General features: G+C 55.6%; 10 protein-coding genes. 6 read left to right on the top strand and 4 right to left on the bottom strand.

Annotated elements, in window-relative coordinates; all coding sequences use genetic code 11:
* The first annotated feature begins 58 nt into the window (after positions 1–58).
* Positions 59–391, top strand: a complete 333-nt coding sequence (locus tag RBB81_RS14875; protein ID WP_353071186.1) for a hypothetical protein — start codon at positions 59–61, stop codon at positions 389–391.
* 26 nt (positions 392–417) lie between these two features.
* Here RBB81_RS14875 and RBB81_RS14870 read toward each other — a convergent pair whose 3' ends face one another.
* Complete coding sequence (locus RBB81_RS14870; RefSeq protein ID WP_353071185.1) at positions 418–2,961, bottom strand: alpha-galactosidase D; 2,544 nt, start codon at positions 2,959–2,961, stop codon at positions 418–420.
* A 251-nt stretch (positions 2,962–3,212) separates the two neighbouring features.
* Here RBB81_RS14870 and RBB81_RS14865 point away from each other — a divergent pair, with 251 nt between their 5' ends.
* The 4 genes from RBB81_RS14865 to RBB81_RS14850 all read left to right on the top strand — a co-directional run bounded on the left by RBB81_RS14865 (position 3,213) and on the right by RBB81_RS14850 (position 8,479).
* On the top strand, positions 3,213–4,214 hold the full coding sequence (locus RBB81_RS14865) for a hypothetical protein (protein ID WP_353071184.1): 1,002 nt from the start codon (positions 3,213–3,215) through the stop codon (positions 4,212–4,214).
* A 338-nt stretch (positions 4,215–4,552) separates the two neighbouring features.
* Positions 4,553–5,539: a rhodanese-like domain-containing protein gene (locus RBB81_RS14860; protein ID WP_353071183.1), complete on the top strand. Its 987-nt coding sequence runs from the start codon at positions 4,553–4,555 to the stop codon at positions 5,537–5,539.
* A 341-nt stretch (positions 5,540–5,880) separates the two neighbouring features.
* Positions 5,881–6,798, top strand: coding sequence for a hypothetical protein (locus RBB81_RS14855; protein WP_353071182.1), 918 nt, complete (start codon positions 5,881–5,883; stop codon positions 6,796–6,798).
* Between the two features lie 211 nt (positions 6,799–7,009).
* Positions 7,010–8,479: an alpha/beta hydrolase family protein gene (locus RBB81_RS14850; protein WP_353071181.1), complete on the top strand. Its 1,470-nt coding sequence runs from the start codon at positions 7,010–7,012 to the stop codon at positions 8,477–8,479.
* A 24-nt stretch (positions 8,480–8,503) separates the two neighbouring features.
* Here RBB81_RS14850 and RBB81_RS14845 read toward each other — a convergent pair whose 3' ends face one another.
* The 3 genes from RBB81_RS14845 to RBB81_RS14835 are packed head-to-tail and all read right to left on the bottom strand — an operon-like array spanning position 8,504 to position 21,149.
* Complete coding sequence (locus tag RBB81_RS14845) at positions 8,504–11,119, bottom strand: condensation domain-containing protein (RefSeq protein WP_353071180.1); 2,616 nt, start codon at positions 11,117–11,119, stop codon at positions 8,504–8,506.
* Entirely contained in the window at positions 11,116–19,209 is an 8,094-nt protein-coding gene (locus tag RBB81_RS14840) for a non-ribosomal peptide synthetase/type I polyketide synthase (protein WP_353071179.1), read from the bottom strand. Before RBB81_RS14840 ends, RBB81_RS14845 begins: the two co-directional genes overlap by 4 nt.
* Positions 19,206–21,149: an amino acid adenylation domain-containing protein gene (locus tag RBB81_RS14835; RefSeq protein ID WP_353071178.1), complete on the bottom strand. Its 1,944-nt coding sequence runs from the start codon at positions 21,147–21,149 to the stop codon at positions 19,206–19,208. The genes RBB81_RS14840 and RBB81_RS14835 overlap by 4 nt, the downstream gene beginning before the upstream one ends.
* Positions 21,150–21,594: 445 nt before the next feature.
* On the opposite strand from RBB81_RS14835, the gene RBB81_RS14830 reads away from it, so the two are divergent.
* On the top strand, positions 21,595–22,293 hold the full coding sequence (locus tag RBB81_RS14830) for a 4'-phosphopantetheinyl transferase family protein (RefSeq protein ID WP_353071177.1): 699 nt from the start codon (positions 21,595–21,597) through the stop codon (positions 22,291–22,293).
* Positions 22,294–22,383 lie beyond the last annotated feature (90 nt).

Below are 22,383 nucleotides of genomic sequence, written 5' to 3'. Positions count from 1 at the left end.
TCCTCAGCGATATGAAATCTAGCGTATTCGGATTTTAGAATCAAAGTTCGTCCTTGGAATGCGCCACCAAACCCCGGTTGTCGTGCTCGTACACGCAGAATTAGCAACATCCGTCCCTCAGACGGTTGAGGATGCATTTCTGAATTCTTACCAGGGAGCCGCGCTCCGGCTTGCCGCAGAACCGCCGCGCCGGTTGCCATACTCCCCCGTCGTCACCGCATGTTTCACCATCGAGTTGCAAACCAACACCCTCACCTCCGCCGGCGACCTCAACAACTCAACTTCCAGCGACCGGCAATCCAGCAGTTTCCCACCGCCCAAAGCGCTGCAGATGATTCTGCAGCGCTCCCTTGGCATCTTGCGGCATGCAAACTCCACTTCGGTTGATTGACTTGAGAAACGAAACGCTCGCAGTCGCTATCGCGGCTCCGCAGTTCCCACTAAATCTCCGACATCAGCGCCATTGTCCGAGGAGAAGACAAGGTTCACGTTGAATGTTGCAGATTTGCCGCATTTGGAGAAATCAATCGGAACATCAACAACAGCGTGGCCACCGGGTGCGATTCCGTTCAGTTCAATAGGCAGCTGTTCAATTACCTTTGGATGACAAGCACCGTCGCCACCCGCTTGTGTCACCGAGAAGGTGTTGAGCTGGCTGCCTTGAGCACGGCCACTACCCGAATTGGTCAATGCAATCTTCCAGACGCGCAGATTCTCTCCACCTGTTTTGCTTGCAATCGCTCCCGTCAGCGTCGGCGACTCTACGGCTGGTGCAATAGCAATGCGGTCCAGAGCCGGCGCATAACCAGAATCGTTGCCGAACTGAATCGTATTGGATCCAGCCTGCAACTGGACAGGAATCACCGTGCTGGCTGGCAGATTCCAGCTGCTTCCATTCAAATCCAGCTCCGTGTTGGCACCACCGTTGACCGAGATGAAGAACGAGCGTGGCGCGGCTGTGAGATAGTCAACTTCCATCAGATAGGTCCCAGTCTTGGCGACATTGACTTGCGTGAAGGTCACTGTATTTCCGCTGCCACCGCCAATGTTTCCCGCCTCGTCCGCGCCGGAACAGTACTCGCAATAGGGCGGAGTTACGGTTCCTGCCAGCGTGGCGTTTTCCGCCTCAAAGGTCGTCGAGCTCGGAAGAGGAGGAGTTCCGGAACCATCTCCACTAACGACGATGCGGTCCATGTCCGGCGGATAGCTGGTCGGACTTCCGAATTTAATACTGTTGATACCTTTATTCAGAGCAACTGAGACTGTGGTGCTGGACGGGAGAAAGAAGCTGCCACCGCCTACATTAAGAGTCTGAAGTGGCCCTCCGTTCACTTGGTAGATCAGCGACCGTGGACCCTGGGTCAACGAGTCAATCTGCATCTGATAGACCCCTGTTCTGCTCGTGGCGACGTTGTTGAAAGTGACCGCATTGTTCCAACCCAGTGCAAGACCACCAACCTTTTCTCCGCCGGAGCAGGCTGAGCAAGCGGCAATAACGGCGGTGCCGCTCAATGTCGCCGCCTCGGCCTCATAGCTCTGCGATTCGGTTGGTCTGGGGCGTCCCTCACCTGTAACCTTCAGAAGTCGCACGCCGTGACCCAGGATCGTCGTATCGAATCCGTGGTCTAGGCTTCCCAGCTCAATGTGATTCCACAAGTCGCGAACTCGGCTCGCGTGAGCAAAGCCAAGACTGTTCCAGGGGACGACCACTCGGGATGGGAACGCGTTCAAGTTGAACAACGCCACGTAGTAATTCCCATCTTCCATGTCAGACACCCAGACTGGTGTATCACCACCCAAAGCCTGCTTCGCTGGATGCGCGGACTGATCGATAGCAATTACCTCATCATTTGTCAGAAGCTGTTTCCCAAAAGCATCCAGAGTCGTCAGGTCGCCACCCAGATACATTGGCGCATTGGCCATCGCCCACAGGGTAGCTATTGATCGCCGCTCCTCATAGCTCAAGCCTGAAGTGGTGTTGTTCATGACCTCCAGCGAATCAAGGTCGTTCCAGCCAACCAAAGGACCGGCAGCATTCTGCCAACCCACTAGATCGTAAAAACGCCAGGAGGCCATGGCCCAGTTCGTAATTGTGGAGCAGTTTCCTTCGCAGTCGATGTCGCCTTCAATTCTGCGTGCGTTCGCAAACTGTTGCCAGACACTCAGGTAGTCCTGGTCGAGTGCCCACGAAATAGTGAACCAGATTGGCCGACCGCTCTGTGCAATTGCCTCCGCCCACGCCGCCACATCCGCTCGGTTATCGATCGACAGGTCATCGCTATACGAGCCCGGCGTCACAGCATCGAGTTTGATCGCGTCGATACCCCACGAAGCGAAGAGATTTACAACAGAATTGATATATTCCTGCGCTCCCGGCTTCGTGAAGTCGATCTTGTAGTGATACGGCGAGGTTCCAGGCGCACCGAAGGCATTCCCAGCCGTATAAGGGACGGCCAGAATGTCCTGGATATGGTACGGCGTACCAAGGATTGTCGAGTTCGCAACCACAGCCGGATATTCCACGCCGGGAATCCAATAGATTCCGGCCTTTTGCCCGTTTGTATGGATGTGCGCGACGAGCGCAGTGATATCGGGGAAGATCGTGGAATTCGGAATCGGACGCCCATTAGCATCGAAGCTCCCCTGCCAGCCTGAATCCATGTTGATGTAGTTGAAGCCGTGGCCCTGCAGCCCAGAAGCGAACAATGCGTCCGATTGCGCAGTCATATTTGCCTGAGTCAGAAAGTTACTCGAGATCGTCTGCTGACTAAAGCTGCTCCAACCCTGATAAGGCTTTTCGGCGATTCCAGGCGTCTGTGCGCGTCCACCTAAAGCACATCCGAAGAAGACCGCAAAACAGATTGCGAAGACAACTCGCAAGTATCTACTTCCTGCCTCGCCGTGCTGATGCTTCAGGTTCGATATCTTTGATTCAATGGAGCTTGTCATCCTCGCCGTCATAACCCCTCTCCTTATTACTATTACTCGATTGAAGCGCGAAGCTTCATGAGTGTGATCGCATTTCAGATGCGTATCCTCTGCAAAAGCGGCAAAGCGCAATAAAATGTGTAGGTACACGATGCAACGTTAGCAATTCGGTATTTACATAATGGTGTAAATATCGTGAACGTTACCGCTACAGAAGGTGTCACAGTCAATTCCTGATTGTCAAGATGTTTTTGATACGGTCTACCATGAAGGCTGATTGACCTATGGAGAGGAACACGGAACAAACACTTTCGCTTCAAAACAACCTCCTGCAGGTTCGAATTCTTCCTGCTTTTGGCGGCAAGATCACGTCTCTGTGCAGCACGTTGACGGGAGAGGAGTTTTTATTGCCACCGTTGCAGAACTACCATCGAGTCTCGTCGACAGCAAACTTCGACGAGAGTGACGGCGGCGGTTTTGACGAGTGCCTTCCGAGTGTTGCGAGTTGCGAGAGTATTGCATGCGAAGCGCCAGTACCTGACCACGGCGACCTATGGCGGATCAACTGGAATGTCGACTCTCACGATGAGGGCATTGTCCTTCACGCCGATGCGACGTCGAGACCATTGAGCCTAACCCGACGCGCCACCTTGCAGGAGTCCTCCCTCGTTCTCGAGTACGACCTCTTCAATCCGTCTGACTCCCCTACAACCTGGCTCTGGTCCGCCCATCCGCTACTCCGAGTCGACGCGGGAGACCGTATCGTCCTACCGAGCGAGATCGAAGAAGTCACGGTTGAGTATTCAGCCGCCGATCTGGTCATGCGAAATAGTGCCGTCGCGTGGCCTCGAGCGCAGTCGTCCTCGGGAGCTGTAGTGGACCTCAGCAGAGTTGGAGCCAAGGATGGAAGAACGGCACACAAACTCTTTGCCCGCATGGGAAAGTCTGGCTGGGGTGCACTCTACCGGGAAAAAGTGGGCCAGGGGCTCGTCGTGCGGTTTGATCCAAACGCCCTTCCCTTCTTAGGCATGTGGATCTGTGCAGGAACGTGGCCTACAACCGGAGTCGAGAAGCAATACACCGTGGCGCTCGAACCCACTACTTCAAACGTCGACTCCCTCGCCTCTGCGGTACATAACGGCACCGCCCGAAGCCTTGGGGCGCGAGAGAGATGTCGATGGAAACTCGAGATTCAGCTTATTGGGGCTTCGTCGCGTCTCAGTTTCGATGACTTCTGTGCAACCGTAAGATCTATCTCATCCACTCCAGCACCTGCCGCAACTTAGCCGAGGCCGTCGAGGTCGCCCCTCCAGTAAGCGTCGGTGAAGTCGCACGCCTCTGACCGCAAAATGCCACCCCCGAAGGATCAAGCTGCTTGAACAAGGTTCCTAAAACATTGACCCGATTCTTCATGCCATGCTAGCGTCAAACATGGCGTTTTCTCTATTTCATTGTTGTTGCTGTGACCAGCCCTTCGTTGGGTGAGCGGCAACATCCCCAGATACACCTGAAGCGCCCTCCCCAAAGCTCATCCGAAAACCTCATCGTCCACCCATAGCATCCGTCGAGAAGCCGGCATCCGTGCATGGCTTGTTGGCGAAGATTTTGCTACAGGAGAAGTCTCATGCAACTTGCAACAGACAAACGACTTGCCCATGACGCTAGCAACACATTGATAGCAGCGAAAGGCCTTCCCGTCGTGGTTTCGAGAACGCCAGAGCAGCTAGAAAATATCGTCTCGCTGTTCGCGGCGTCTGATGAATGGCTGGATCGAGTGCGACTGCGCGCCGAACGGCGATGGTATGAGCGGCTCTATCACGATCAGGACTATGACATATGGGTGATCAGCTGGATGCCGGGACAATCCACTGGCTTCCACGATCACGGCGCGTCTTCAGGAGCCTTCGTAGTGGCGACTGGGATTCTTGAAGAGCATCGTGTTGGTGAGCGGAGCCATGTGATCTATCCGGGTAAGCCGCGTGCATTCGGTCCCGACTACGCGCATGACGTCCGAAATATCTCCCTTGCACCGGCCATCAGTATCCACGCCTATTCGCCTCCGCTCGACGAGATGAACGAGTACGAGCTGGATGGGAGTCGACTGGTTCCGCGTGAACGCGTTTCTGAGAATGCTGAGACGCTCGATCAGGAGTGGCCAGTGCAGAGGCGGAAACCAGTAGACCGGACCGGTGCCTCGAACATTGAGCAGGTGCTTTCAGCGGCACGGGCCCGATTGCAACGGCTATCTCCGGATGAGGCCTATGGGGCGATGATCAAACCAGAGGCGATACTCGTCGATATTCGCCCCGAAGGCCTGCGCGCGATCGAGGGCAGTATTGCGGGCGCATTGGTTGTCGAGCGTAACGTGCTCGAATGGAGGTTCGACCCAGCATCGAGCGCGCGGTTGCCGGTCGCGTCCAATCATGATCTCCAGATAATCGTGTTTTGTTCGGAAGGCTACACCTCAAGCCTCGCGGCCGCATCCCTGCAGGATCTCGGACTCTGGAGCGCGACGGACATAGTTGGTGGATTTCATGCGTGGCGCGCAGCGGGGCTGCCGACTGTGCCGCCAGCAGAGCCTTCTAAAATCCATCCCGCTCATGAACGGTAGCTTATCCCTGTGGAGTTAGAACGCGAGCCATGAGCCAAAGCTTCAAAGAGTTTGGGCGTTCCGGCGACTCTCGTCACTTAACCGCCTGTCGGTGGTTCCGGTCCATAGGCCCGCGGATAGGCCGTTAGACGAAACCACATCACAATCGAAGATTTTGAGTGATTCCACTGAGAAAAAGCTATACCCTGTACCTCTGAGATAGTGACAAACCGACGCAAGGTTGAGTTTCCAAAAATTACTTTAGTAAGTTACTAAAACTGTACTTACATTTTCATTGTGCGGACGCGAAGCTAGAGAATAGACTTTGCGTGAAATTTCTGGCCTAGGAGTACCTGCTAGTTATGTCAACTCAAACCATCTCAAACGACCTTCTTGAAGAGTGCTGGATTACGACCGATAGTGCTCGGCTGAGCCGTGGATTCGATCGCGAACACTTCGAGATCACTCATTCCCTAGCGGAACATCCGTTATTGCAGATTCCGGAACTTATGGAGCTAGCGGATCGTACGAAAAGGGACAGACCAGGAGGCATCTACTACGATGCGGGGAAGGATATCCGGGTCGACCAGCGTTGGGATCAGATGCCTGCAAAGCAGTTCTCGGTCGTCGAGACCATGGAACGTATCGAGACCTGTGGCGCGTGGCTACTATTCAAGGACGTTCAGAAGGACCCGAAATACAAGATATTTCTGGGCAGTGGATGGGAAAAGATCAAATCAAAGATTGATCAAGACCTGAAGTCTCGAATTCTCCGCGAAGACGCTCTCATCTTTGTCACTTCCCCGAAGCGCATCGCAACCTACCACATCGATCGAGAGTGCAGTTTCCTGCTCCAGATTAAGGGAACGAAGACGATTCATATCTTTGACCGTGCGGATCGAGAGGTTCTTCCTGAAGAGGAGATCGAACGTTTCTGGACAGTCGATAACAACGCGCCTGTCTACAAACCACAGTTTCAGGCCCGCGCTACTTCTTATAAACTAAGGCCCGGAAACGGTGTGCATATCCCCGTGAATTGTCCTCACTGGGTGGAAAACGACGACAACGTCTCTGTTTCGCTCAATGTTAACGTTCAGTTCAAAGACACTCTTCGCGCCAATACCTACCGGGCGAACCATGCTCTTCGAACACTTGGCCTGACTCCGCGTCCGCCAGGCCAATCTCTCACGGTGGATTACCTCAAATCTCACTCCATGGTTGCTGTAGTTGCTGCGAAGGCTGCTTTGCATAAGCTGTCTTCTTTGAGAAAGTCTTCGTAAGAGTGTCGAGCAACTTAGAGCAGGCGTGGATTCTCATGGCCTGAAGTACTTGGTTTTGCACTAAATGCATTCTCCATTTCAATAAAGATCGTTTCTGACCTTCGACCTGCCATGATCCTGGTTTGCTTCAACCGACTGGCAGCACTTGGGTTCGATTCGGAGTTATCCGAGCCGCTTCATCATGCCGCCGGATGAGCGCACTCGACAGGCTATGCGACTATTTGAAGTAATTTTGATTGCAACCCTGCTTGCTGCCGCCGTGGCGCAGTTGACGAAATCGGTCGCTCACTGGTCGAGGCCTCTTACAGTCTTTGGTGTGCTCGTCGCTACCTGGCACGTAATCCACGAGGGAACACACTGGCAGATGTTTCCTGTCCTTGCAGGACTCATGCTACTCGTGGTCTGGCAACTGATACCGGCATCTCGTCGAGTTTCACGCTATCCAGCGATGAGAAACCCCGTGGCCATCGCCGTCGCGCTGCTTTCAATCACGACGTTCGGACTGCTCCTGATCGTGCCCATGTTTACTCTTCCGAAACCAACGGGAACCTACCCGGTCGGAACACGCATCATTTATCTCAAGGATTCGAGTCGCATGGAAGACAGGGCGGAGAAGCCCGGAATGTCCAGAGAACTCGTGGTGCAACTATGGTACCCAGCCGATCCTTCGAACAATCATCTGGCTGCCTACGAGACCACGTCCGAGACGATTCTCATTACCTCTTACCGAAGCGTCCTCTGGACCAACTCCAGAGAAGATGCACCCGTGGCAAGCCAGGGTGGTCCGTTTCCCGTCCTGCTATTCAATCACGGCTGGGCGGGAAGACGTACGCAGGATACATTTCTTACAGAAGACCTTGCCAGCCATGGGTATGTAGTCGCCTCGATCGACCACACCTACAACTCCAGTCGGGTCGCGTTGCCTGGAGATCGCATCATCGAAGATATCAATGGCGGCGACGCTCTGGATACCAATCTGCATTCCGCCAGTGAAATTATTGACACCTGGAATAAAGAGCTCAATAAATGGGTGGCCGATGAGGTCTTTGTTCTCAACACGCTGCAGAACGACAATCTGGATCCAAAGAGCCCCTGGTATGGTCGACTCGATACTCAGCGAGCCGGCGCTTTGGGCCATTCCTTCGGTGGCGCAGCCGCAATACAGGTGTGCTCCGTGGATGCACGAATTCAATCCGCTATAAATATGGACGGCTGGACGTTCGGAGATCTCCGGCAGCGCGCGGCGAACCAGTCAACAATGTTTCTCTACGGAGTAGGAAACGGCGCTCCGCCCCCAGATCCGGCAACGCTGGGAACTGCCGCACGGGCCGAGGCTGAACTAGACGCAACCGACCACAAAGTAGTCGATACCAGTCTCCGGCAGTTTGGCGGGTATAAGGTATCCATCAGCAACACCTCACACATGGACTTTACAGACCATCCTCTCGTTAGTCCGTGGCGCAGATGGACACAACCCAGCCATATTTCACCGGGACGCATAGAAACTATCGTTCGCGCCTACGCGCTCGCCTTCTTCGATCAGACTATCCGAGAAAGAAAGCCGACTCTACTTGAATCAGGAACTTCTAGCCCGTTTCGCGAGGTCAAGATAGAGCACTGGAGTCCAGAATCCAAAGCAGCATCAGTCGAGACAGCTCTAAAGCCGACTCTGTTTCGATAGAGCATCTTTGCGGACCAGAACACCCTACCCCATGGGTTCATCAAATTGACTAAGGCACCCATGGATCGACCTCGCTAACACGTCGATTCCCGGCACAGACAAAACCTGCCAATGATCTCCGGGAATCTCATGAATTTCGACTCCACCTTTGAAGATTGGCGACCAACCGTTATCAGAAGGGATGCTGCTATCCGCCTGATTCGCAGCTCGAAATAGAGTCAACTTTTGTGAAACTGGTTTCACTTTGTAGTTTCGCGCAGCAACGGAGTTGATCTCGTGGGTATTCTTGAGGAAGGCTGGCAACGTAGAGAACATTCGCGCAGCGATCGTAATTGTGTAGCGAACTCTGCGCTCCCCAAGATCTTTTAGAAAAAAATCCCACCATCCTTTGGCGCTTCCATGACCGGCGTGGCTGCGAAAAAATCCCGCAAGACCGCCGCGTTGAGTCCGCCCATTGTTGGACGATAGTTCGGCCGGCCATCCTTCGATGTAATCTCTCGCTCTTGTGTCCAGCATCCCCAACAGGCCAATCGTTTCGCCCGCAGCAAGTAGTTGATGGGCCATCTCAAGGACCACAATTCCACCGAAGGAATAACCAAGCAGATGATAAGGTCCCTCTGGCTGAACTCGGCGAATCTCTTTCAGATAGTGAGCAGCCATATCCTCGATGCGAAGCAGCGCCGGCTGATCGAGCTCAAGCGCCTGTGCCTGCACCCCGTAAACTGGTTGATCCGCACCAATTCTTGTCGTAAGGCCATAGAAGTTGACTACGTTCCCTCCCGCACCATGGACGATGTAAAGAGGCCGTTTCGTGCCGACAGGTTGAATCGGCACCAACGAGGTCACCGTGTTAGGCGCGTAGCGTCTGCGGACCAGCTCTGCAACCATCTTGATCGTCGGAGCAGAGATCAAACTGGCCAGGCCAAAACCCATGGAATACAGGCTGTTCATTCGCGTGACAAGGCGAAGGATCGAAAGCGAACTTACTCCAAGAGAAAAGACGTTCGTATCAGCGGAGATCTCCTCAACACCCAGCATCGAGCGCCAAAGCTCAAGCAGTTGAATCTCGATCGGGTCACTAATAGTCGCGACCTGGTCGTCCAACTTCTCCATGATCGCAGCGCCACCATCAAATTGTTTTTCCTGGAGAGGCCGCGCGTTTCTGCGCGATACGATTCGGCTCTGGTTATCGGGCAGCTTGGCAGGAAGAAAATCGTCTGCCGGAGCCATCTTCTCCAGCTGGATTGAGGATTCCCGCACTGCAGACTCCAACAGTGCAATGAAACTCGTCAGATATCGTTGAATTGTTCCTGGACGAAAGTAGTTGGGATTGTATTCAAGCTGCAGCCGCGGTCCTTCTTCCGGCCGATCGACGATGGCGAACATCCACTCGAAGACGGCGCCCGGACTCATTGATCGCAGCGGCGTAATCTCAAGTCCGGCAACCCGCTGAATCACCATGAACGACTTCTGATACAGAAAGAAGATCGGAATCTCAAACGAAGTATTGTTGTGCGAGAAATGTGAGTCATAGATCAGCTCCTCAAACGGAAGCTCCTGATTTTCGTATGCGCCAAGCGTCCAGTCCTGCACCTTTGTAAGCAGAGATCGAAACGTCTCCTGCGGTTCGATCCCCACGCGAAGTACCTGAATATTCATGAAGAGCCCAATCAGCTCCTCCGTATCTTCGTTCCGGTTTGCGCACGGAGATCCAATGACAAGATCCCGCTGCCCGGTTACCCGGTGCAACAGAGCGCAGAAGATACTGAATAGCAGGATATTCAGCGTTACATTTTGATTCTTGCAAAACTCATGAGCTAACGCGGTAAGCTCCGGTGAAATGAGAAGCGTCTCGATGTCTCCTGACTCGGAGTCCGTACGAACATCTCGCCTGCCTTCGGGAGTCGCATCGTGTGGGAGTTCAAGTCGCCCAAAGTTTGTTCCGAGAGTCTTGCGCCAGAAATTCAGCGAAGTCTCGGCTGCTTCACTCTTTCGCCACTCCTCCTGCCAGACGGCAAAGTCTGCAAACTGAATCGGCAGCTCCGGCAGAACAGGCTTCTTCTCTTCCATCAGAGCTTCATAGAAGACCGCAATGTCGCGCAGAAGAATGCCAAGAGAGATGCCATCACAAATGATGTGGTGCATCGTGACGAGCAGCAGATGATGCTGCGGAGCAAACTTCAGCAGCTTGAGAGCGAGAAGCGGCCCGTTGAACAAGTCCATGCGGTAGGCCGCATGCTCACGGATCAGTCTGCCTGCCTCGGGTGAGTTTGCCGCATCAGGCACGTCCTGCAAGTCTTTGACCGGCAGCGCAACACTGTACGGTCCCCCGATGATCTGCGAAAGTCTTCCATCCACCATCGCAAAGGTCGTTCGCAACATCTCATGTCGTCGCACCGCTAGGGTAAAAGCCATGGCCAGCAAATCCACATTCAATTCGCCGCGGCATTGCCACATCAGCGGCATATTCAACGCAGGATTTCCAGGATGCATCTGATCCAGTGACCAAAAGCGAACCTGTCCCTGTGTGGCAGGCATGACGTACACTTCGTCCGCCGGCGGCGCCATCGAGCTTACGACAGGCGTTTCCTCAGGAGTATTCGTGGTAACCCCCGTCGCAGCCTGGGAATGTTGCTTCATCCGCGCGTCCCGCTTTCACCGCGATAGGCCTTTCGTGGAGCTACGGCAATTCGCGGTGCTACCTTGATCGTGTTGGATTTCGTCTCCGCTTGCCCCCCCAAACCATCGGATAAGGCCAGAATAGTCCGATGCTTGAATATCTGCGCTGCTGTGACGTTCAAACCTTCCTTCTGAGAGCGTGCGGCAATTCGGAAGATGAGCAAAGAGTCTGCTCCAAGTTCAAAGATACTATCTGTGATGCTAACGCGATCGAGCATGAGCACCTCAGACCAAATCTCCGCAAGCTTCTTTTGATCAGCCGTCTTAGGCGCAGTGAACGGCCGCTGTCCAGAATGAAAACCTCCTTTGAGAAACATCTCCGCATCCGGCAAACTCTTGCGGTCTATCTTTCCGTTCGGAGATCGCGGAAGCTGCGGCAACGGTAGGATCACCGCAGGAATCATGTATTCAGGCAGTGCACCGGTCAACATCGTAAGTAGATCTTCTGTGAGCGCGGTAGCGTGTTCCGCCGAATTGCCGGCATCGACATAAGCCACGAGTCGTGTGATCGCCGCTCCAGCGCTCTTGCTCGTGTGCGCAACCACCACAGCCTCGCGCACCGCGGGGTGTCTGTTCAGAGCGGTCTCAATCTCTCCCAACTCAATTCGATAGCCGCGAATCTTGACCTGGAAGTCGGTGCGACCGAGCAATTCAACTTGTCCTTGTCCCTCGGCATTGACATGCCAGCGACCCAGATCTCCAGTCTTGTAAATGCGCCCCTCAGCAAATGGGTTCGGCAGGAACCGTTCGGCAGTCAGGTCGGGACGCTTCCAATATCCACGTGCTAGTCCCGTGCCTCCAATATAGAGCTCTCCCACAACTCCAACAGGCACCGGATGCAGCCGATGATCGAGCACATAAAACTGGGTGTTCGCAATCGGAGGCCCGATCAGCAACGGTCCTGTCCCAGCGGTGACCCGCGTTGCGGACGACCATATCGTTGTTTCCGTTGGCCCGTAGACGTTCCAAACCTGCTCGCTTCTCTCCACCAGTTGATCTGCCAGGTCTCGCGGCAGCGCTTCACCACCGCACAGTACCTTCAGCGGCAACTCGCTGCTCCATCCCGCATCGATCAGCATTCTCCACGTTCCTGGAGTGGCCTGCAGCACGGTCGCTTTACTGCGCTGCAACAGTTGCAGCAACAAGTAGCCGTCCGCCACCTCCTCTTCGTTCGCGATCACCAGTCGCGCTCCCGTCAACAACGGCAACAACAGTTCCAGCCCTGCGATATCGAAGGCAAGCGTCGTCACAGCCACCAGCACATCCGCTCGATTCAGTCCAGGCTCACGCTCCATGGAGCGCAACAAGTTCATCAGCGCCCGATGTTCAATGGCTACGCCTTTCGGTCGGCCGGTTGTGCCGGAGGTATAGATGACATACGCCAACGAGTCCGCTGCGGCCGGCACTTCAAGAGGCGCATCGCTCTCCTCGGCTATCCGTGAATCCAACGTCACTACCTTCGCCGACGTTTTGAATCCAGGTTGTGCAGCGGCAAACGAACTCCCCACAACCAGAAGCCCCGCGCCTGCGTCTTCGAGCACCATCTCCAATCGTTCCTTTGGATGCCGTGGATCCAGCGGTACATAGGCACCCCCAGCCTTCAACACTCCGAGCAGCGCTCCCAGCATCTCGACTGACCGCGGAACGCAGAGTCCCACCAGATCGCCCGCCTTCAGCCCCTCCCGATGCAGTCTGTGGGCAACACGATTCGCATATTGATCCAGTTCCCTTCCCGTCCATCTCGTTGAGCCGCACTCTACGACGAACTCATCCGCCTTTTCCTTGGCTCGTGTCTCGGCCCACCGATGGATCGGAATAAACTCTCGGTCGAACGTTACCTCGGTCCGGTTCCAACCCTCTACTATCTCCAAACGGTCTTCCTGACCCAGCAGCTCCAGTTCATCCACCCGCACCGTCGCATCTCTTACTACACTGCTCAACAGGTTGGCATACTGGCGCATCCAGCGGCGAACCGTCTCTCCGTCAAAGAGGCCCGTATTGAAGTCACAATCGAATTTGAGATCATCTTCGGTTTCGATCACGTTCAGGAACATATCCGTATTTACGAATTGTTTCGGGTTCGCCTTGATCTCCGCCGACAGACCGTCGAAGCCGATGCGACTCCCGATCTTTTCGAGATTGAACTGCACCTCGATCAACGGCAGGCGCCCCGCATCTCTCGGAATCGAAAGCTTGTGGAGCAGACTGCCGTAGGTAAACTCCTGATGATCGAACGCATCGAAGAGCACATTGCGAGTTGCGGCGAGATGGCTCTTTACCGTCTCGGCCTCTGCTAACTGGCTCAACATCGGCAAGAAGTGAACGCAGTGTCCGACGAGACTCGCATTCTGAAACAGAGCCTGCCCTGCCGTAGAGATCCCAACTACTACCTCCGGTTGACGGGTCAGACGGTGCAGCAAAAGTTGAAAGCCCGAGAGCAGCGTGACATAGAGCGTGCAACCCAACCGCGCGCTTGCACCCTTCAGATCGGTATACAGTGAGGACCCGAGACTACCATTCAGAGTCGCACCGGAGTAAGTCTTATTCATCGGACGAGGTCTGTCGGTTGGCAGATCAAGCACCGGCGTCAGGCCGGAGAACTTATTAACCCAATAAGCTTCATTGTCCGCAAACTCACCCGACTTCTGACGGGTCTGCTCCAGAACGGCATAACTGCTGAACGGAAGCAGAGGAAGCAATTTTTCGCTTGCGCTCTCCTTTGCGCTATAGAACTTGCTGAGCTCTTCGAAGAGTTGATTCACGGACCATCCATCGAGAACAATATGATGTCCGGTAAAGAGCAGCACCGTCTCATCGACGGACATCCTGAAGATCGTTGCGCGTACAAGCGGCCCCTCTGTAAGCGAGAACGGCGTCTTCCCTTCCCTCTCAATCGCCTCGTGCAGCGTCTGCTCTCGATCCCCGGCTGCTATCGAAGAGAGGTCCGTCTGTTCAACAACTCCATGAAAGGTTGGAGCGATCAATATCGATTCGCCATCTTCACTGATGGTGCTGCGCAGGGCGTCGTGTCGAGCAAACACTGACTCGAGCGCCTGCTTCAGCGCGGCTTCGTCGACATGGCCGCGCAGTCGAAGCGTTACCGACTCATTGAAGGCACAGTTCATCTCATCGCCTAGCGCGGCCGCAAAGTAGATCTCACGCTGCGCCTCAGTGATTGGAACCTGCGCAGGAGTATCCTTCAGAGCCGCAGGATGCATCGCGGACACTGGCGCCGTAACCGCCTGACTGTGGTGCTCCCCATGGCTGGGAAGCGCGTTACTTGACTGCATCTCTTCGACCGTCTCCCGGAACACGGCCTCAACTCTTTGCAAATCTTCTTCCGAATGCGCTGTGGTAAGGAAGCAGGGGTACCCCTCCTGAATATGAACTCCCTTCTCCCGCATCGCATAGTACAGAAGACTGCCAAGTCGAGCGTCACCGTGGAAGGTGAAGTAAAACCAGGACGCGAAGTGATGGATCCGGCTCGGAACGCCGCGCTCCACAAAGAAATTATCGAGCCGCGTCGCTAGCTCAGCAGTCTTTCGATTCAGATCAAGCTGAAGTTGCGGCCCAGCGGCCTTCAAATGATTGAGCACCGCGCGAGCGGCTGCAAGAGCCTGTGGGTGTCGAACAAAGGTCCCCGCGAAGAAGGTTACGCCGACCTCAGGGATTGAAGCGTCGCCATACTGCCACGCTCCTCCGTCGAGCGCATCCATAAACTGCGCCTTGCCCGAGAGAACGCCGATCGGATATCCACCGCCAATCACCTTGCCGTAAGTTGCCAGATCCGCGCGAACTCCGAACGCCTCCTGCACACCACCCGGCGCAAGCCTGAAGCCGGTGACAACCTCGTCAATGATGAGAGCAATCTCGGCCTGCTCGGTAATCTGCCGTACTGTCTTGATGAAAGCAATGGGTTGCAGGCCCGGGTTGCGCGTCTGCACCGGTTCAATCAAAACTGCCGCGATCTCACTCGCATTTTTGCGAATGTAGTCGAGTGAGGCGTCCGCACCATACTCCAGCACAACCACATTTCCTGTATTCGCAAGTGGAATTCCTGGCGCCAGCGGCACCGTTCCCCGCGGCGTATTGCGAACGAGAACCTCGTCAAACGTTCCGTGATAATCGCCGGCAAAGTAAATGATGCGATCTCGTCCTGTAACCGTGCGAGCCACGCGTATAGCCGCCATTACCGCTTCGGACCCAGTGTTGCAGAAGGTCACACGATCGTTTCCCGTAAGTTCGCAGATCTGCGCCGCAACTTCCCCTGCCAGCGGAGACTGTGGTCCGATGGCAACTCCTTCTTCAATTTGTTTATGAACAGCGTCCAGCACAAACTGCGGAGAGTGCCCGAACATGATTGCGCCGTAACCATTCACGATGTCTATATATTCGTTACCATCGACGTCCCAGATCCTCGAACCCTTGGCGCGTTCGGTCACAAGCGGATACACCATCTCCTTCCACTGCGGACGGAAACCGGCGACCGCACGAGGATCTGCAAGATGAGGCCGCGCCTTATCGGTCAAACGCTTGGACCCTGGCGTCTTCTTCTCATACTTCGCGATCAGCGTGTCGAGGTATTGTTGCTGATCGCTATTAAGATCCTGTTGAACCCGCGGCTGCAATGGTCTGTAAGATCCGTGCTTAACCTCTGAGGTTTCGCCCGTCGGTAACGGTGCCGCTGATGGCGACGCAGGAGCGGACAAGGGTGTCGCCGCAGATATCGTCGCGGACGACGCCTGAGTAGCTGCCGCCGGCAATCCCGTTGTTGCGCGCAACGCTGCCATCTGCTGCTCAAACACCTTCGACATCATCGCCATCTGCTCACTAAACAGCCGCTCCGCTGCTGACCCCGCAGGCCCCGGCGAACCAGCACTCGTGAAACTCGCAGACGGAGCGGAGAAGTCCACCGGAGATACAGCCCCATTCACTGGAGCAGCTTGTACCTGCGCCGCTACTGGAAATGCATCAGGCGGAAGCACGCTGTCCAGATAGCCGGCAAGGCTCGCAATCGTGGAGTACTGCTCCATAATCTGGCGGAACGTCAGCTTCACTCCAAACTTCTTCTGAATTCCTTGAGTAGCCTGCGTGAGAAACAGTGAGTCGAGACCAAGCTCCAGAAACTGATGATCGACCTGATCCGGCGTGACTTCAATCCCGCTCAGCTGAGTAAAGACTTCTGCAACAATCGGCTGCAGACGCAGTTTGCGTTCTTGCATTGGTGCCTCTTTCAACGGTTCAATCACGGCGGGAACAACTTGGCCTCCGCGTGGTGTATCCAACATCTCTGCTCCAGGAACAGTTGGGCGTTCCTTGCTCTGCGAGCCAGCCGTAAACGGCGGGGGCTCAACCCAGTACAGCTTGCGTTCAAACGGATAGGTCGGCAGGGAGACTCGTCCCCGCTGCTCCTCGGCGTACACCTTTGTCCAGTCCGGCGTGACGCCCGCCATCCACAGCTGCCCAAGCGCCTCCTGGAGCGAACCCGCCTCGACCGGGGACTGTTCATCGCGCTGCGAAAGCGACGAGATAATAACGGCCACGCTACTATTCGGCTGTTGACGCGCGAGTGTAGCCAGCGTATTTCCTGGTCCAACCTCGAGCAATATCTGCGGAGTGGACATCAGAGTCTTGAGCGTATCGGCGAAGCGAACCGGGTTACGAACCTGATCGGCCCAGAAGCGCGGGCTCGTTGCCTGTTCTGGCTCAATCCACGTCCCCGTGAAACTCGAAACATACGGGCGAACGGGACGGTGCAGCGTAACCTTGGCAACCTCGGCCTCGAACCCAGCCAACATCGGATCCATCATCGACGAGTGAAACGCATGTGAGGTACGCAGCCTACGGAAGAGCGCTCCATCCGACGTCAGCTTCTTCTCCAGCTGCTCCACGGCCTCAAGCGGACCCGCCAGTACACTCAGCTTCGGAGCGTTCAACGCAGCGACCGAAATGTCGGCAGCAAGATACGGCTGAAGCTCCGACTCGCTAAGCCGCACGCCCACCATGGCTCCGCGTGGCATCTCCTGCATCATTCGGCCCCGAAGGCTCACCAGCCGAAGAGCATCTTCGCGGCTCATAACTCCTGCAAGAACAGCTGCCACATATTCCCCAATGCTGTGGCCTGCACAGGCACGCGGTTCAATCCCCCACGATTGCCAGAGCCTGGCCATCGCAAATTCCGTCACGAAGATTCCCGTCTGCGCGAACTGGGTCTGCTGAAGCCTCTCCGCAGCCTCCGGCGCAGCCACATCGACCGGAAAGAGAACGTCGCGGAGATCGAGGCCGAGCAAAGGCCGCAGAATCTCGGAGCACTCATCAACCTCGCGGCGGTACACCGGTTCGCTCTTGTATAACGAGCTACCCATACCCGCAAACTGCGACCCCTGCCCCGGAAACAGAAAGGCTACCTCCGGCCGTTTCGCAGGGATTACCCGCTGCGCCTGCGCCCCGGCAGACGAAAGTTTCGCGATCGCATCTTCCGATCCCGCACACACAAACGCAGCACGATGATCAAACGCCTTTCTTCCTACCGCCAGCGTGTAAGCCACATCTTCGAGAGGAACTTCAGGGTGCTCTCTGACATACCGAGCAAGATTGTCGATGGCAACCTGCAGCGCACTCTGCGATCTCGCCGAAACACAGAGCAACTGCGCCGAGCGCAAGGAAGGTTTCAACGACTGGAAGCCGGGCGCCTCTTCCAACACCACATGCGCATTCACACCGCCAACGCCAAAGGCGCTCACACCCGCTCGTCGCGGCCCATCGGATCGCCATGGGCTTAGCTCGCGATTGACGTAGAATGGCGAACCTTCAAAGGCTATGTTCGGATTAGGAGTCTCAAACTTCGCCAAGGGAGGCAGCGTCGCCTTGTGCAGAGAGAGCGCCGTCTTAATAACCCCTGCCACGCCCGCAGCCGCATCGAGATGCCCAACGTTTGCCTTCGCGGTGCCAATCGCGCAGAAGCTTGAAGCGTCGGTGTTCAAACGAAACGCCTTCGTCAGAGCCGCGACCTCAATCGGATCACCCAGCGGCGTCGCCGTTCCGTGTGCCTCAATATAAGTAATAGTGCGCGCATCGACCCCAGCCATAGCCTGCGCCGCAGCAATTACGCCCGACTGACCGTCCACCCCCGGAGCCATGTATCCAGCCTTCATGGACCCGTCGTTGTTCACTCCAAACCCGCGAATCACAGCGGTAATATGATCGCGGTCGGCAACGGCATCCTCTAACCGCTTCAGCAAAACCACGCCCGCGCCGTGACTGAACACCGTACCAGTGGCCGCAGCGTCGAAGGGTCTGCAAAAACCATCCTTCGATCCAATGCTTCCTTCGGAGTACATGTGCCCGCGCCTCTGCGGAAAAGTCACCGAAACACCGCCGGCCAACGCCATGTCGCACTGATAGTTCAACAGGCTCTGACTAGCCTGAGCAACCGCAACCAGAGAGGTCGCACACGCCGACGCCACGCTGATGCACGGCCCGCGCAAGTTCAGCTTGTAGGCAACGCGAGTCGTCAGAAAGTCCTTATCGTTCCCCATAAACGACCGGAACTCGCCAACCTGATAACTTCCCGTCACCTCATCGATAAACGCTCGATCACGGCACAAGTTCGCCAACAGGTACGTATTGAGGCTGCACCCGCCAAAGAGGCCAATCTGCCCCGCATAGGTCGACTGGTCATAGCCCGCATCTTCCAACGCATTCCAGCATGTCTCCAGAAAGATCCGATGTTGCGGATCCATGCTTTCAGCATCGCGAGGTGATATCCCGAAGAACTCAGCATCGAACATCCCGGGGTCATCGAGCACTCCGCGCGCGGCAACATAATCCGAGCCGTTCTCGAGTCCCGCACTGTTTCTCGCCTCCAGTTCGGACGGAGAGAAGTGAGAGATGGAGACCTTGCCGGCTGCAATGTTCTGCCAGAACGCCTCCACATCTGGCGCTCCCGGAAAACGTCCCGACATGCCAATGATGGCGACGCAGTCCAGCAGCTGATCGTCGCCTGCATTCTGGTCCACCATACGAGTTTCATGGTTCAGTCGCTCACTCATGACGTCACACCCTTCGTTGCCCTGGCTCGTGCGAACGCACCTCTCGCCCTCTGTGCCTGCTGCCGGATCGCATCTTTCTCCGATGTGGAGGATCCATTCGCCAAAAGCCGCTTCGCCAACGACCGTACGGTCGGACACTCGAACATCACCGTAACGGGAATCACCCGCTCAAAGTGAGCCTGCAACCGCAGGTGAGCACTAATCAGCAGCAGCGATGTACCTCCCGAATCGAAAAAGTTATCGTCCAACCCAATTCCCTTGAGATCGAGTACATCGGTAAACACCCGCGACACCTGCTCCTCTGTTTCAGAGAGCGACTGTGACGCCGAATCCGCCGTCGTCGCACCAGACCCAATCGAAGGAGCAGGCAAGGCGACAACATCCAACTTCCCGTTCACCGTCAATGGCAGTTCTTTCAAAGCGGTATAAGAAGATGGCCTCATGTGCGCAGGCATCTTGGCGACAAAAAACTCTCCGAGCGTCCGAGCAGTTAATTCAATGCCCGGAGTCGCAACAAAATAGGCTGCTAACCGCTGATTTCCTGTCTTATCCGTATGCGCCACCACGCACGACTGCTTCACCCCTGGAACCTGGGCCAGAGCCGCCTCAACCTCTCCTAGTTCGATCCGAAATCCGTTGATCTTTACCTGGCTATCGTTCCGGCCGAGATAGACAACCTCGCCATCAGGGCGAATCCGCGCAAGATCGCCAGTACGATACAGCCGAGCGCCAGCCGGCCCTTCAAAGGGATCAGCAATAAAACGTTCAGCGTTCAACTGCGGACGATTCAAATATCCGCGTGCAACCCCGCCGCCGCCTACATAAAGCTCACCCACCTCACCCGCTTGCACCGGCCTCTTCGCTTCATCGAGCAGATGAAGCTGCATATCGGGTATCGGCGTCCCGATCAGACTCTCTTGCACCGACTCCGCCTCTCCCGCAGTGATAGGGCGGTACGTCACGTGAACCGTCGTCTCCGTGATCCCGTACATGTTCACCAGCCGCGGGGCCGTATCTCCGTGTCGCTGGAACCACGGAGCCAGCTTGCGGTACTGCAAAGCCTCACCGCCGAAGATGACAACGCGCAGTGACAGCGGAAGAACAGCACTGTCTTGCTCCACCTGGATCAACATGAAGAATGCCGATGGGGTCTGATTGAGCACCGTCACCCGCTCCATCGAGAGAAGCTCGTAGAAATCCCTTGGCGAGCGGCTCACGGCGAACGGTACGATCACCAGTCTCCCACCCGTCAATAACGGTCCCCAAATCTCCCACACCGAAAAGTCGAACGCAATGGAGTGAAACATCGTCCACACATCGTTCGCTCCGAAGTGAAACCACGCATCGGTCTGCTCCAGAAGGCGCAGTACATTCCTGTGCGTCACCATCACGCCCTTCGGCTTCCCGGTCGAACCCGAGGTGTACATCAGATACGCTAAATCTTCCCCTGTCGATGCAGGTGGCGGATCGTCCGTTCTGGAAGAGTCCGCCGCGGCCCCATCCATCTCCACAACCGACACAGCTAAAGCAGTTAACTGCTCAGATACCCCCGAAGCAAGACCCGCAGTCGTCAGCATCGCAACCGGTCTCGCATCCTCCAGCATCTCTAGCACTCTGGCCTTCGGATACCCAAAGTCGATGGGAAGATAGGCACCCCCGGCCTTCAGGATGCCGAGTATCGCCACTACCATCTCAGGCGAACGGTCGAGATAGATCGCAACAAAGGAGTCGGTTCGAACCCCGAGCTCTCGTAACCTCCTCGCGAGATGGTTCGCCTTCGCGTTCAGCAGTCCGTAAGTCCAGCGAGTCTCTCCGCAGACGATCGCAATCGCGTCGGATTTTGCCGCAGCCACTCGCTCAAAGACACTCACGATCGTGTCGAGAGCCCTCCCGTCCAATCCGTTCAACTCCGGAGCTTCGGGAGTCTGGGAAAGACCCATCAGTCGCTCGCCCTCAGTGGCCGAATTCTTAACATGTCCATCGTTCTCCATCGAGCCCCACGCAGATCAGAAACGCAGCAGAAACGAAATTGACTCAGAGTGCCCTACCGGCATTGGCTAATCGATCGCTAATTCGCTGACATCGCTCAATACTTAAATAAAGGATGCAACTGGAGCGAAAGGTACTGCCAGAAGCTCTCGAAGTCAACCCGCTCATGTTGCCTAATTGTACGCATAATTCCAAAAACCGATTAAGACTATCGTGCTCGAAAATACCTGAAAGTTGTATGTTTCCCAGTATTTCACCGTCTTCCCGGGCGCACGAGAACTAAAGTACCCAACGGACTGGTTATGATGGCAACACGGTTGCATCGCGCCCCTTTTGTCTCTTATGTCGAGTGATTGGAAACAGGTCGATACCCTCCCGCCACTGGAGGCCGGCGAAGTGCAACTCTGGCGGATCGACCTGGCCGGTGCCACAGGACTGCACGACCGTTTCGCCCCGCTTCTCACTCACGCCGAACAGCTCCAAGCCAGCCGTCGCCGAACGGGACGGGTCCAGGAACATTTCTCCGTCGGACGGGCATGTCTGAGAATCCTTCTCGGGAACGCTTCGGGGCTTGATCCCCTCTCTCTATCGATCACAACCGGAGTTCACGGAAAACCTCAGCTCTCCCATCGCAACGGCCCCAGTATCGCCTTCAACGTAGCTCATTCCAAAGACACAATCCTCATCGCGCTAACCCGTAGCGGCTCCGTCGGAGTGGACGTGGAGTACTTCGACCGGTCGACCGACATCATGGAGGTCGCCCACCATAACTTCACGGAGAAAGAAAGCCGTTCCCTGGCTGCAATCTCCTACCCACAGGCTCGTATCAAGACCTTCTATCGCTACTGGACCCGCAAGGAAGCAGTTCTCAAAGCGGACGGCCGCGGCCTCATCGCCTCCCTGGCCTCCTTCGATATATCGTTCGAATCAGTAAGCCTGCACCCTGTTCGCATCAGCGAATCACCAGATGATCAAGGGAAGTTGTTCTTCGTCAGCGATTTATCCTTAGGGATCGAGGCCGCGGGAGCAATCGCACTCGAGTCGCCCGACTGTCCAGTCAGGCAGCTGATCTTCCCTCTAAGCCGTCCGTGGTGACCCCTGTCCCGACTCCAGGCACAAAAGATACCGACACTATATCTCCCGGTCCCTCGACAACCACGCTGATACGTCTATAACTTGAGGAAC

It is taken from the genome of Tunturibacter gelidoferens (assembly GCF_040358255.1).
GTDB lineage: Bacteria > Acidobacteriota > Terriglobia > Terriglobales > Acidobacteriaceae > Edaphobacter > Edaphobacter gelidiferens.
Note: the sequence above shows the minus strand (reverse complement) of the source record. Positions and strands in the feature narration are given on the sequence as shown.